This is a genomic window from Microbulbifer maximicatervae (SeqCode), assembly GCF_056232625.1.
Genome location: NZ_CP174324.1, coordinates 21,896 through 34,602, shown reverse-complemented (window position 1 = coordinate 34,602; position 12,707 = coordinate 21,896). Strand labels below are relative to the sequence as shown.

Here is a 12,707-nt window from a genome sequence, read left to right as displayed (position 1 = left end):
AACAAGAACCCTTAGAGAGAAAACGCTATAAAACCCACTAACTTTGGAGATAACAAATTGCGATATCCAGCAATAGACATTACTAGAGGTATATTAGTAATTATTATGGCCCTCGATCATACTCGAGATTATTGGACTTCGACCCAGTTTGACCCATTGGACCTATCCCAATCGTCCATCGCTTTGTTTTTAACTCGTTGGATCACGCATATATGTGCCCCTGGATTTATATTTCTTACAGGATTGAGTGCCTACTTTCACGGTAAAAAACTTAACTCCAAGCCGGAGTTGGCAAAATTCTTAATACTTCGAGGGTTAGTACTAGTTATCCTCGAACTAACTTTGGTAAACCTCTCTTGGCAGTTTGCTTATAATTACGCTTTTGTACAGGTAATTTGGGCACTGGGCGTATCCATGATCATACTGGCGGGCTTAATCTATTTGCCAATGATATGGACCACTATCGTTTGCCTGGCCGTAATATCCTTACATGGATACCTGAATGATGACTTCATGCGCCAGCTATTAGGTGGCTATGAATGGCTTTGGATTCTTGCGCATGTACGCACTAGTTTTAGACTTTTCGAGTTTAACACCGGGATTTTTGCTGCTTACAATATTATTCCCCTCTTTGCTCTTATGTACCTTGGTTATGTATTTGGGCCTCTTTACGAGATGGCAAACAAGCAACGAGTGCGTCTACTAATAACAACAGCAACTGCGCTATCGATTATATTTATTGCGGTTAGACTAATAGGCTTTGGCGATCCCAATGATTGGAATTCACAGCAGGGGCTTCTGGGCTTTATCAACACCGCCAAATACCCAATGTCGTTCAGCTATATCCTTATGACAATGAGTATAGTTTTCTTGATCATGGCTATCGTTGAAAATCGGCAAAACCGAATACTGGATGTATTGCTCCTCTTTGGGCAGGCCTCATTGTTCTTCTATTTACTCCATGTCCCAGTGATCAATCTGTCCGCACATCTATGGAGCTACTTAGAGTTTGGAGTAGCAACCAACTTCTTCAACGGCTCCAAAGTATGGCCTGAGGGCTACACACCTAATTTACTGAGAACCTATGCCTACTGGATTGCTCTGATTGCGATACTTTACTATCCCTGCAAGAAATATCTTCAAAAGAAAAAAGAAAGTGGATCGGTGATATACTCCTACGTATAACTCTCAGCACAACTTTATTTCGCATATTAAAAATTCTGTTCTGGGGTGAGCAAAGCCCCAGAGTTGCCTCCCAATCAGGACGATATAGATGTTGCAAAAAATAGACCATTGGATTGATCAAACACTGATAGACTTCAAAGAAGAGAGACAATCTTGCGCGAGGTTCACAGAGAAGTTTTCAGGGTATTATACGGAAGAATTTCTTAGCAAAAGCTACTTTGTAGTGGTTGATAATATTCCAAAACCGAGGTTTCCCGAGCTCTACCAGGCTGATCTGGGTGGCTTTGTCGACATGGAAGTAGCCGGTATCACTTACAAAGATACCTACTTTGTCAAAACACCTTTTGCTGCGGACATTTCCCTCCATTTCCATGAGTTAGTCCATGTCCACCAATGGTCTCTCTTGGGAGCAGAGTCATTTATCAAACGTTATATCAGTGAAATTCAGACCTACGGCTACAACGGTGCACCTCTGGAAAAAATGGCCTACAGCCTGCAAGATAGATTTATGGACAATTGCACTCCAACAGATGTTTTAAGTTACGTTCAGAATCATTTGTAAGCACTCAATGATCATTGGATTTCATCTATAAAAAGGTTACCTTCTAGATAAGTGAAAGTGACCTTTGTGCTACCAGCCAAAATTGATCTTATTGACAGGCTAAACATTTCTACTAAAGCCTGATCATCAAGACACAAACTATAATTTATTGAGTTTTATAGTTTGCAAGCTCCACACCATGCTACAAGCAACCCGACTCTTCCTGATCTTTGCTGCCCTATCCTCCTTAAATCTGGCATCAGCAACAACATGTAAGCCCATATTCAATCATCAAGATGACAAAGTGGCCAAGAACAATCGCTGCACTAAAATCAGCTTTCAACCAAGCAATACGGAAGGATCTGCTGTTATTATTATGGATGGCGATACCAAAGGCTCCTGCGCTTATACATCTGCGGTTAAGTGCGGGAATACCGAGATTAGAATGAAAGATATTTCTGCAATTGACTTTAAGGTTGACGTGCCTCCAGGTAAGTGTGGTGCTAAAGAGTGGATTGCCGTTTATATGTTTCCCTGGTGTGAACAACCCGGTGGATGTTGGGCCGGGGGGCAGCGGGAAGTCGATTTTGTAGAAACAATAGGCTCCAATGGTCCGGGAGGTTTCGCTTCCAATTGGGGAGGGCTTCCCAAACAGGCGGCGTGGACAAGCCAAACAGGTCCCCTACAGGTGAAGAGTGGTGCCCAACAGCATATAACTTTTACATCCCGGAAAATCATTTCGGGTGAAGCTAGTGGAACCTATCAATGGGATATAAGAGTGTGTGGAGCATCTGCGTCTAAGTGCGATGATTCAAATCAGCTTTGGCATGCCTACCGGGAAAAGGGGCCTGCAATTTTTGATGAATCCATGATGATCGTGATCGACAACTGGGGCGTCAACAATCCACCCCAGCCAGGTTGCACGTTAAAAATAACGGATATGCTGATCAGCAAATATTAGCGATGCTTCTTACAACGATAGGGGGTTAGTGGCGAAAACCCTAATAATCTTTTTTCCACTGTAACTCTACACTACCGGAACCGCTGTCACCGTCATCGGCACTTTTAAACTCCAGGTTGAGGTTATCCCTAAGTTCTATTTGCATCTCTGCCTGCCATGGACTGAGAGGATCGGTACTTCTCTGTAATTCCACATAAATTCGATTGGTAATATATTTGCCCAAGCTTAATGCGTACTCATCACCTTCATCTCCCTCCTCCTGCTCAATATTGAGTGTATCCAGGTGCAACAGCTCGCGTGTCTTGGCGATAGGGTCCAATACCGCTCGACCCGACTGCAAACTGCGTACGACACTAACCAAACGAACAGCTTGTAAAGGTGAAATATCTGATAATGACTTCCCAAAAAGCAACTGCGCCAGAATTTCATCCTGAGAGGCCGAGGGGTCAGAGGTAAATGTAATATCCAAGTCCGCAGCAGTGCCTGATATCTGCGCGGTTATTTCTCCATCGCTATATTCATAGATACCTTCAACCAGGATAGCGACCTCATTATTCTCGAAGCGAATTTCGCCATCTTCTAGATCAAATTTCTTACCGAATAAATCAAAGCTGCCGCGAACAATTGTTAATTCGCCGGAGGCTTTTGGCTTATCTGCGGTGCCTCGAATATCCACCACGCCGCGCAATTGAGAATTTAAGCCAAGTCCGCGCACATAGGATTGTTGGTCCAAAACAATCTCTACATCCAATCCAATTTTGCTAAACAGGGGAGAAGATCGCTGCACTTGTGGGCCATCGACCTGAACTTCCACCACCTGGATTTCTGGAACACTGCTGCCGATCCATTGCTCAATCTGTACAGCCAGCGGCTTCAAAGTGAATCGCCCGGTAATTTCTGCATCCTGGGTTGAGCCCGACAAACGGGCATCGCCGGATATTGCACCGCGTACTCCCGGTGAGTTAAGCAAGTGGGCCCGACTGAGACTTAATACGATATCAAAACTGGGCGAGCTATCCGGAGGTAAAAAGACCGCCCCTCCCAGGTTTATCCGCCCACCATCACCATCGGTAGCGCTTCCTCGCACAATCCGCCACTCCTCAGGAGACAGCTGCGCGTAGAAATTAATATCCGCAATGCGAGTATGGCTCGGTCGGTGCTCATAGCGACCATTACTCAATTCGATATCACCGGTTAATAGAGGACGCTGCCAATTTCCAGTACCGTCAACATTGAAACTGAGCAAACCGCGCATACGGTGGACACGGGGATCAATATATTCCGCAATCACTGACAAATCGGCCGTACCGCGCCCCTGCAATTGAAAGGGCACATTTCGCAGGCCACCAGTTTGATTATTATCAGCAAATAATTGTTCGAAGATCGGCGCAATCAAGACACTTACTTGGCTATTTACTGCGTTGCTACCGCCGTGTTGGGCAATCAGGGATGCGTCCAGCTCTCCATTATCTGTCTGCCAATCCAATACTATCGAAAGCGGTTGAACCTGGATTCCGCGCTGCCCTCGCCCCAGGGCTTCTCCAGTAGCGCGCAATTCCCCTTGGAATTCAGGCTGCTTGGGGCTTCCACCAATACTGGCATAAAGGCTGACATCTCCATTACCCGCCCTACCGCTGGAAAAACTATTCGCCAGATCCGATAGATCACCCTGGCCGCGCAACTCTAAATCCAGTCGCTCTGCGTTCAAGCTACCCAGTATCGATAATTGGTTGCGACCCGCCCATAGCAGCTCGATACCATCAGTTACCAGACTCCTGTCTGCATAGTCCAAAGTACCCTGTAAATGCCAGGGCTCCAGATGAAATTCTCCCTGGGCGATCAGGTTGGCTTTAATCTGCGGGTTTGAAATAGCCCCATCAATCCTGCCATCCAAGCTCAACTCCCCTTCAAGCGAGTTAGGGAGAGAGAGACCGACGAGATCTACCAGGAACAGCGGTAGATTGCGCGCGCCCATATCAATTTGTAATCGGTCTTGCCTAGGTTCGATGGAGCCATCGGCCTGCAACAATGCCACCCCCACCCGACCCAACTGCTGGGCATCTTCAGCGAGAGCTGTCAGACGGCTCTGGCTCTGTAGGGGCTCCGGCTCCCCTTTATCAAAACCTGAGGCAATCACGGGGGACTGAGGGCCTCTACTCGAGGATGAACCAAACTGGTTGCCATTACCGTTGGTAAATAACTCCAATCGCAGGTCACTGACCTCTATCAGGTCCATATCGCCACTGGCTTCCCCTTTTAAGTTAAAGGGGTAATCCTGCGCGACGCCATTGGAATCCAGTAAAATACTTACCTGGGGATTACTCCACTCCCCCTGGACCGTTACTTCGGAAGATCCCCCTAAGCTTACCCCCTCTGCTGCGGCAACTCCAAGGTCATCGCGCAAGCTAATATTTTTGCCATCGATCTGCCCGTGTAAATCCAACTGCTTCTGTTCAATATCAAGCTGACCGATCACTTCCAGATTGAGCTTCTCTCCGGTAAACACCATTTCATCAATGGTCAGCGCGTGCAGGTTTCCACTTATCGCCACCGTCAACTCACCCTGTAAGTCGTGGTAAGCACTCACTGCACTCAGAAACAAATTGAGGTTTGGGTTTTTCCATGAGCCGATTGCCTCCACACGCAACTGATGCAAGGTGCCGGATAAAGCAGTGGGGATATCTACCCTATCAGCCCGGGGTAGCGAAGCTGCAAGCCGGCGAATTTCTTCAACACCCAACTCATCAATCTCTCCTACCAAATCCAGTGCTTTCAAATTCGTATCTACACTACCGAGCACTTCGATCCGTGCACCGGCAAAGTGCAAAGACAAGGCTTGCAAGTCAATCACACCTGCTTGGGTATCGACCCGGCCTTCCAATTGCAGGGGCTGCTGCCGATAGCTGCTTTCCACTTGTAAGCTGCCATTAATATTCGGCTGTTGCAGGGAGCCCTGCACTGAAAAATCTGCGCTGAGCCAACCACTGTCCAGGATATCCTGCCAAGGGCGGGAAAGTGTTAGCGGGATTTGATTGAGATTAACTGTCCCATTGACACCGTCCGTGCTGATACTGCCTTTAATCGTACTGCGCCGCTCATCCACTCGCAGCCAAATCCCCGTTGAAGACAAGCGCCAGGGATTAATATCGGCTTCGATACTCCCTGTCAGATCCAGCTGATGTTCTGCTAGAGGAGCTGCGATTGAATTAATATCCAGCAGCAGTTTTTCGCCCTGTTTGCGTAGGGATAATTCGCCGCGAGCATCCAATACCTGATTTTCCGGCAGATGCAGCTGTCGGCTGACAAACCCCTGGCCCACCTCACTAGTAGAGAAATTGATTACAAAGCGCTCGCCCTGCATCCGGCCATTTACAGTGAGATTAAACTCGGAACCATTCAGCTCACTCACTTCGATAAATAGCTGCGCCGGCTGATCCTGCCATTGATATAGGGCGTTAGCTTGAATAGCAACAGGGGGAATAGCGATCAACCGGCTGTCCACCAATTGTAGGCGAGCTATATCCAGCTGCGCCAAACGAAACCCGGGAACTAATAATTCCCAAGTAGTCGATGGCTGCTCCTCACTGACAACCTCAACCTCCTCTTCGCCAGAATCCGCTAGCGCAGAGAGAAGTTCATTGAGGATATTCAGGTTGAGCAGTAAATCTTTGGCCCCCACTCGCTCAATATCGATGGGATTTCGGGACAAGCTGTTGAGGTTGACTTCCAGGTCCTGGGCTTCGGCAAGCGTATTAGCTCGATAGTCAATTCTCAGTCGCTCGAAAAACCAAAATCCTGATTTTTCACTGCGAATTCCTTCTGCCTCAATTTCGAGATCGTCCACCAATTGCTCGGCAGCGTAAAAAGCCCCGCGAGTAAGGCCGACGCGCCCAGGTTCCGTGCTGAGGAAATAGATAGCGGACATCAGGAGGAACAGACAAATGCCTGTTACCAGGGAACCCCCAGCACCAAGGGAGCGCCAGAGCCCACGCAGGAAAGCACCCACCCAGTAGGCAACGCCCAGCGCAAACAGGCCCAACCAGCGCATCAGAATGCCTGCCCCAAGCTCACATACACCTGATAGCGATCATCGATGCCCTCACGGCGATCGAGGGGAAAGGCGATGTCCATGCGGATGGGGGCAAAGGAGGTGATATAGCGCACGCCAAACCCCGTTCCCCAAAACAGGTCGGAAAACTTGGGCGCTGCGTCCTCATAGGCATTGCCGCCATCGAGAAAAATCACACCTCCCCAGGTATCCGTAAAACGAAAACGGCCCTCAAAAGAAATCTCGCTGAGTCCCCGACCACCGATAGCATCGGAGAGGGTTTCCTCACCCTCATCATTAATCTCAATAAGTCGCGGACCCAACTCCTGGTAACCATAACCCCGCACGGAGCCACCACCACCGGCATAAAAGCGCTCATCCGCAGGCAGCTCAAGATTCGACTCCCCTGTAATTGCCCCGGCTTTCAACCTTATTGCCAAGGTGGGCTTATAACGCCAGTCATCGGCTGTTTTATACGCAGTGAGCTGTAGGGTATTTTTAATAAAGGTGGTATTGGTATTTCTAAGATCGATATAGGGTTTTACTTCCAGCGCAGAAGTGGCGCCACGACGGGCATCCAGGGGTTTGTCTGTCGTGTTTAATTTAAAGCCCAGGGGGAAAGCTAACAGTGTGTAGTTTTCATCGGGATCATCTGCTTCAACTGCCCCTTCCACCTTCTCGTCCACTTCACTGAATTTCAGCTCGGCGCCACCACTCAGCGTGCGATGCTTACTGATTTTTCTCGATACCAGTGCACTGAATGTCAGGGACTCTGAACGGTAGGAATCAACATCCTCTCCTTCCAAAGCAATACTGGCGGTCAAGCGTTGCTTGTCATGGAAGAAACGGGGAATAGTGAGCTTGCCTTCCAGGGTTTGCTTTACCTCGTTCAGCTTACTTTCGACTTCAATTTTTTCCCCACGATGGAAAACATTGCGGTGTTCCCAGGCTGCTGAAATACCGGCTCCCTCATCGGAGGTGTACCCCACCCCCAAGGTTATGGTGCGGTGATTGCGCTCCTGAATAACAAAAGTAACATCCACCAACCCATCGTAAGGTTCAGAAACTTCAGTATTTACATTGGCAATTAAGTTGGTGCGCAGCAGACGCAACTGCGCAGCATCCAGTTTACTGCGGCTGAAGCAATCCCCGGATTTAATCTTGACCTTATCCAACAGGTAGTCCTCTTCGATAGAGGTGACTCCTTCAATGCGGACTTGGCCAACATGGACTTCGGGGCTGGGGGCCACCCGATATTCCAGTCTCGCAGCAGCTTCCCGGTGAATCACCGTTGCCTGGTAGCTGACATCCACATTCAGCAGACAGGCATTTTCATTGAGGTACTTGGTAATTTTTTCTACGCCCTCAAGTACCTTGCTGGCAATCAGGGGATCTCCAACATGGATAGGTAAGCCGCTAAAGCCTGCCCGCAAACCGGCCGGCATATCAATATCCAGGCTCTTGATATGGTATTGGGGGCCGGGAGTGACACTATAGAAAATTTGGTTACCAGAAACAGACTCATACACAGTGGCATCATAATATCCCTGCGCACGCAGTAATTTTTCCAGGTTACCCCGCTCATAGTGCGCAATATCTGCCGGATCTTCGTAGTTTTCCAGCGCACTACTGTTCTTGCGCAACTCGTTGAGCTCGGAGGTCAATTTTTCCTGCAGCTGGGGATCGCCCTGCACCAGCAGGGTAAAACCCGGCAAACGATCAAAAAATGGGATTGCTGCTACCAGCTGCATTGGCAGCGCTAGAAGGGCAACAAGTAGGGAGACAAAGAGAATTCGCAAGATCTTTATCCAATGTCAGTAGCGGCTACTCCGCAAAAAATCCGGGTATCCGTTCCCTCCGTAGGCTGGAATATCCAGCTGATGACAACAGCTTGGATAATTAAATCGACTTATTGAGCAGCCAATAAGCCGATTCGGCGTTTGGGACTTCTATGGCTGAGTGCCTTGGCTGGGCATTAAGGGATTACAATCCTGGATAATCACCCGTCCTTCCAGAATATTTCCTTTGGAATACTCAGTGAAAATACACTGGTTAGTCTTGGGGTTATAATTCTCGATCCACAAATTATCTTCTTTCCAGGTGGCGCCGATATGGCGGTACCCATCGGGCACAGAGATACGCATGACCCCGCCAAAACGCTTCACGAAAACCTGCTCATAGTGAAAGTAGTAGGCAAGCCAGCCGCCAACAAAGAAAACCGCAGCCACGATTGCGCCGATCTTAAGGCTGCCCAGGCGACTGCCGATAAAAAGAGAAGCAATAACCAGGGCAATCACCGCTGCCCAGTACAAATAAGTAACCATGACTGTTTTTCTACCGTGAATTATTGGTGTTTATAAAGTGAAGGGTAGCGCAGAACCGCAGCAAACTAAATGGCGCCGGGTTACGCTCCCTTACTCCTAACTAAACTTTACTCCTCTGCCAACTCCGGCAGCTTTTCAAATAGCGATAAGGCTTCAGGGTTGGCCAGGGCCTCCTTATTTTTAACCGGTTTACCCTCCACCACATTGCGCACAGCCAGTTCCACAATCTTACCGCTGATAGTTTTAGGAATATCCGCCACCTGGATCACCTTCGCCGGTACATGGCGAGGCGTGGTATTGGCGCGAATCGTGGAGCGGATTTTCTGGGTCAGATCCTCGTCCAGTACAACACCCTCTCGCAAAACCACAAACAGCACTACCCGTACATCGTCGTGCCAAGGCTGGCCGATACAGATACTATCGAGCACCTCCTCGACTTTCTCCACCTGGCGGTAAATCTCTGCGGTTCCGATACGCACACCGCCGGGATTAAGTACTGCATCGGAGCGGCCATAGATCACAACACCACCGTGTGCCGTAATCTCGGCATAGTCCCCATGCGCCCAAACACCAGGCCAATTTTCAAAGTAAGCACCGCGGTACTTGGCTCCATCTGGATCGTTCCAGAAGCAAATCGGCATACAGGGGAAGGATTTGGAGCAAACCAGCTCCCCTTTCTCTTCAACCACTGCACTGCCTGTATCATTCCAGACTTCCACCGCCATACCCAAGCCGCGACACTGCAATTCACCGGCATAGACCGGTAGAGTTGGGTTGCCAAGGGCAAAGCAAGACACAATATCGGTGCCGCCGGAAATAGAGGATAAGCAGAGATCTGCTTTTATATCTCTGTAGACATAGCGGAAGCCTTCGTGGGCCAGCGGAGAGCCTGTGGAGAGCACCGCACGCAATTTCTCCAGTTTGTGGGTCTCCCGGGGTTTGCAGCCACTCTTCTCCAGCGCAGCAATATATTTGGCACTGGTGCCAAACACACTGATTCCCTCTTCATCTGTCATATCCCATAGACTTTGGGATGAAGGAAAGAAAGGTGATCCATCAAACAGCACTAGAGTCGCCCCACAAGCCAGGCCACTCACCAGCCAGTTCCACATCATCCAGCCACAGGTGGTGAAGTAGAAAAGTGTATCCTCACGGCGCAGATCGCCATGCAAGCGATGCTCCTTCAGGTGCTGGAGCAAAGTGCCCCCCACTCCGTGGACGATGCACTTGGGTACACCAGTAGTACCTGAGGAGTACATGATGTACAGGGGGTGATTAAATTCTGTTTGTACAAAGGAGAGTTCGCGAGCGGGCGCCGCAGCTTCAAAAGCTTGCAGTAGTACCGCCTTACCCAGCGGCTCTGCCGCTAGTACCTGAGCAGTTTCCTCTTCTGAGCGCGCAACCGGTACCACTACCAAAGTTTCTATGGATTCGATTCGCTGCATGATCTCGCGCAGACGCGGCAATGAATCAATAACCTTGCCGTTATAGAAGTATCCTTCACAGGCAAATAGCACTTTCGGCTGCACCTGGCCAAAGCGGTCAAATACTCCATTGATACCAAAGTCTGGTGAGCAGGAGGTCCAGATAGCACCGAGGCTCGTGGTGGCCAACATGGCTACTACGGTATCGATCACATTGGGCATAAAGCCCGCTACCCGATCTCCCTCAACAACGCCTTGGGCAACGAGGGCCGCTGACAGGCGCTCCACCCGATCGTACAGCTCCTTGTAGCTCAGCTCGCGGCGGCTACCGTTCTCCAGGCGCTCGACCAGGGCAGCCTTGTCATCGCGATATCGCAGCAGGTTCTCAGCAAAGTTCAGGCGTGCCTGTGGAAACCACTGCGCACCGGGCATGGAATCGTTACCGAGTGTCTCATCACCCTTATCTGCAGCAATAACTCCGGTGTAATCCCACAACTCCCGCCAGAAAGCTTCGCGATTATCTACTGACCACTGGTATAAAGCCGCATAATCATTGAGATCCAGCTGGTATTGCTGGTTGACCCTGCGACGAAATTCATCCATCTGAGTGGCGGCAATAGCCTCTGCGCTGGGTTGCCAGAGCGGTTGGGAGTTGTCCTTCATTTCAACAGACCTTGTGGCTCATTATTGTGTTTTCAAATCGCCCTCTCGGGCACAAGGGGAGCAATCATGCCCTGCCCCACCACTTAAAACTATTTTAATCTTTTTTAGATTTGTTAAATAAAAGTTAACATAGCCAAATCTATCAATTCCCCAGGAACCTGCCGCTGTGAGTGCCACGATCAAACAACTACGCGCCTTTGTCACAGTGGCCCGCAGCCGCAGCCTGGCCCAGGCCAGCGCTCAGTTGCACACTTCCCAGCCAGCCCTGTCCATTGCCATCCGCAACCTGGAGGATGCGACTGGCGGCCCGCTTTTCAGTCGAGAAGCCCGCCAACTCACTCTCACCCCGGAGGGCGAAGAATTTCTCTCCCGCGCCGAACAACTACTGCACAACTGGGATCAATCCCTGGATGCGGTACAGCAGGCCTTTCGCCTGGAGCGTGGGCAGTTGCGCCTGGCAGTAATTCCCGCCTATGCACTCAACCAACTCCCCCAATTATTAGCCAATTTTCACCGCCAACACCCACAAATCAATATCCTGTTGGAAGATGTGGTGATGGAACGAGTAACCCAAGCGGTGCAGGATGGCCGGGCGGAGCTGGGCATCAGTTTTCGCCCCGAGGATTTAGGCGGGCTTGAGTTTGTGCCCCTACACAGGGATCGTTTTATCGCAGTCATACCATCCCAGCACCCCCTCAGCGAAAAAGGAAAAGTGCGCTGGAGTGACCTGACCAGTTTTCCTTTTATTGCTATGAACCGCGGCTCAGCGGTGAGGCGCTGGACTGATGAGGCCTTCGGGCAAAGTGGCAAAGGCGTTCACTATATCTGCGAAGCTAATCAATTAAGCACAATCGGCCAGTTAGTACGTGCGGGAATGGGGATTAGTGCAGTGCCGAGCTTGTGCGAAACACAGGTTCGGGAATATGGGCTGGAATGCCTGCCGCTATCGGCACCAGTAGTGAGTCAGGAGGTGGGGATATTATTAAAGAGCCGAGGCACCTTGTCGGCACCAGCAACCGCGTTTTTATCCGCGATTACTGGTTGAGGTCTATAAAAGTGCCTCTACTTATTTGAGCGACTAGTGACTGCTGGTTGCGCGCAGCATCCAAGCCGTTTTCTCGTGAACTCTCATACGATCAGATACCAGGGCAACTGTGGATTCATCTTCTCCCGCCTGGGCATCTTTTAAAACTTCACGACAGGTTTTGATCACCTGTTCATGCCCTTTAGTGAGAATTTTTACCATTTCTTCCGCCGGTGGTACCTCAACCACTTCTTTGATGGAGCTGAGCTGGGCAAACGCTTGGTAAGTACCGGGAGCGGAAACCCCGAGGGTACGAATTCGCTCGGCAATATCATCCACCGCAGTGGCCAGCTCGGTGTAATGCTCTTCAAACATCAGATGTAATTCGCGGAACAGAGGCCCAGTAACATTCCAGTGGAAGTTGTGGGTTTGCAGGTAAAGGGTGTAGCTATCTGCCAACAAATGTTTCAAGCCGGCAGCAATCTTTTCCCGATCCTTTTCACTGATACCAATATCGATTTTTTTCATAATACAAAT

9 protein-coding genes are annotated in these 12,707 nt (G+C 49.6%); 4 read left to right on the top strand and 5 right to left on the bottom strand.

Going from position 1 to position 12,707, the window contains the following annotated elements; genetic code table 11:
• Window positions 1–57: 57 nt before the first annotated feature.
• The 3 genes from ACJJI6_RS00125 (at window position 58) to ACJJI6_RS00115 (ending at window position 2,687) form a co-directional block, all read left to right on the top strand.
• Window positions 58–1,185 (top strand): acetyltransferase domain-containing protein, encoded by a 1,128-nt coding sequence (locus ACJJI6_RS00125; protein ID WP_475712136.1) that lies wholly within the window; start codon window positions 58–60, stop codon window positions 1,183–1,185.
• 88 nt (window positions 1,186–1,273) lie between these two features.
• Window positions 1,274–1,747, top strand: a complete 474-nt coding sequence (locus ACJJI6_RS00120; protein WP_475712135.1) for a hypothetical protein — start codon at window positions 1,274–1,276, stop codon at window positions 1,745–1,747.
• Window positions 1,748–1,925: 178 nt separating this feature from the next.
• Window positions 1,926–2,687 carry a hypothetical protein gene (locus ACJJI6_RS00115; protein WP_444917855.1) on the top strand — a complete coding sequence of 254 codons (762 nt, stop codon included), beginning with the start codon at window positions 1,926–1,928 and terminating at the stop codon, window positions 2,685–2,687.
• 40 nt (window positions 2,688–2,727) lie between these two features.
• On the opposite strand, the gene ACJJI6_RS00110 is transcribed toward ACJJI6_RS00115, so the two are convergent.
• The 4 genes from ACJJI6_RS00110 to ACJJI6_RS00095 all read right to left on the bottom strand — a co-directional run bounded on the left by ACJJI6_RS00110 (window position 2,728) and on the right by ACJJI6_RS00095 (window position 11,146).
• Window positions 2,728–6,735 carry a translocation/assembly module TamB domain-containing protein gene (locus ACJJI6_RS00110; RefSeq protein WP_475712134.1) on the bottom strand — a complete coding sequence of 1,336 codons (4,008 nt, stop codon included), beginning with the start codon at window positions 6,733–6,735 and terminating at the stop codon, window positions 2,728–2,730.
• A complete protein-coding gene (locus ACJJI6_RS00105) occupies window positions 6,735–8,534 on the bottom strand; it encodes an autotransporter assembly complex protein TamA (RefSeq protein ID WP_475712133.1) in 1,800 nt (599 codons plus the stop codon). Before ACJJI6_RS00105 ends, ACJJI6_RS00110 begins: the two co-directional genes overlap by 1 nt.
• A gap of 150 nt (window positions 8,535–8,684) precedes the next feature.
• Window positions 8,685–9,059, bottom strand: a complete 375-nt coding sequence (locus tag ACJJI6_RS00100) for a hypothetical protein (RefSeq protein WP_108734070.1) — start codon at window positions 9,057–9,059, stop codon at window positions 8,685–8,687.
• A 107-nt stretch (window positions 9,060–9,166) separates the two neighbouring features.
• Entirely contained in the window at window positions 9,167–11,146 is a 1,980-nt protein-coding gene (locus ACJJI6_RS00095; RefSeq protein WP_475712132.1) for an acetoacetate--CoA ligase, read from the bottom strand.
• Between the two features lie 166 nt (window positions 11,147–11,312).
• Between ACJJI6_RS00095 and ACJJI6_RS00090 the strand changes: the two genes are divergently transcribed.
• Window positions 11,313–12,191, top strand: a complete 879-nt coding sequence (locus ACJJI6_RS00090) for a LysR family transcriptional regulator (RefSeq protein WP_475712131.1) — start codon at window positions 11,313–11,315, stop codon at window positions 12,189–12,191.
• A gap of 33 nt (window positions 12,192–12,224) precedes the next feature.
• On the opposite strand, the gene ACJJI6_RS00085 is transcribed toward ACJJI6_RS00090, so the two are convergent.
• The gene (locus tag ACJJI6_RS00085; protein ID WP_108734073.1) at window positions 12,225–12,698 is read right to left on the bottom strand and encodes a Dps family protein; all 474 of its coding nucleotides are present in this window, start codon (window positions 12,696–12,698) and stop codon (window positions 12,225–12,227) included.
• Window positions 12,699–12,707: the final 9 nt, after the last annotated feature.